The 866-nt window shown below is 35.3% G+C and carries 1 pseudogene; it reads left to right on the top strand.

Annotation, left to right across the window (positions count from 1 at the left end):
• A pseudogene (locus tag MUW74_RS03975) lies at positions 1 to 751 on the top strand (transposase); the annotation flags it as partial.
• Positions 752 to 866 lie beyond the last annotated feature (115 nt).

The following is an 866-nucleotide window of genomic DNA, read 5'->3' as shown; positions in this document are numbered from 1 at the left end:
CAGTTGTTACACCAATTACATAGCTATGGTCTACTCCAAGGATCATTCAGGCCAGATGATGAAATCTGTGTCTTACGTAGCTACATTAGGCAACGAGAAAGCCTGATCAAAACGGCAGCTACGCATGTTAATCGTATGCAAAAAGCACTGTCTCAAATGCATCTTCAATTACACAAGGTAATAAGTGATATTACGGGTATAACTGGTATTCGGATTATCGAATCCATACTTTCAGGAGAGCGCAACGCTGATAAATTGGCTGCATTAAAAGACCTTAGAATCAAAAGTGATGAGGCTACGATTGCTAAAGCACTGACAGGCGACTATAGAGAAGAGCATCTATTTTCTCTAAGGCAGGAGTATAGGCTATACATTATATATCAGGAAGAAATAGCAGAATGTGATAAAGCTATTGAAAATTGTTACAAAAAATTTGAGACAAAATCTGAAGAATATAACTATAGCCAATCAAAAAAAAAGTTTAGTAAAAAACCATCCTCATTTTACATTACATGAAGAATTATATCGCGTAACAGGTGTTGATTTTACGACCATTCCTGGACTTAATACTTTAACAGTACAAACTGTTGTTTCAGAAGTTGGCATGAATCCCAATAAGTGGCCAACAGAAAAACATTTTGCTTCATGGTTAGGTTTAAGTCCTTCCAATAGAATAACAGGAGAAAAAGTAATAAGTACAAGAACACGTAGAGTAATTAATCGTGCTGCAAATGCCTTTAGAATGGCAGCACAATCAGCGTTAAACAGTAAAAGTGCCCTTGGTTCATAGGGCTTGATTTTTTGGTTACTTTTTTATCAAAAAAAAAGTAACAATAAAGATTCATTTTTTACCAGTGTCATGAACA

Source organism: Candidatus Cardinium sp. cBcalN2, from assembly GCF_022810445.1.
In the GTDB taxonomy this organism is placed as follows: Bacteria; Bacteroidota; Bacteroidia; order Cytophagales; family Amoebophilaceae; genus Cardinium.
Note: the sequence above shows the minus strand (reverse complement) of the source record. Positions and strands in the feature narration are given on the sequence as shown.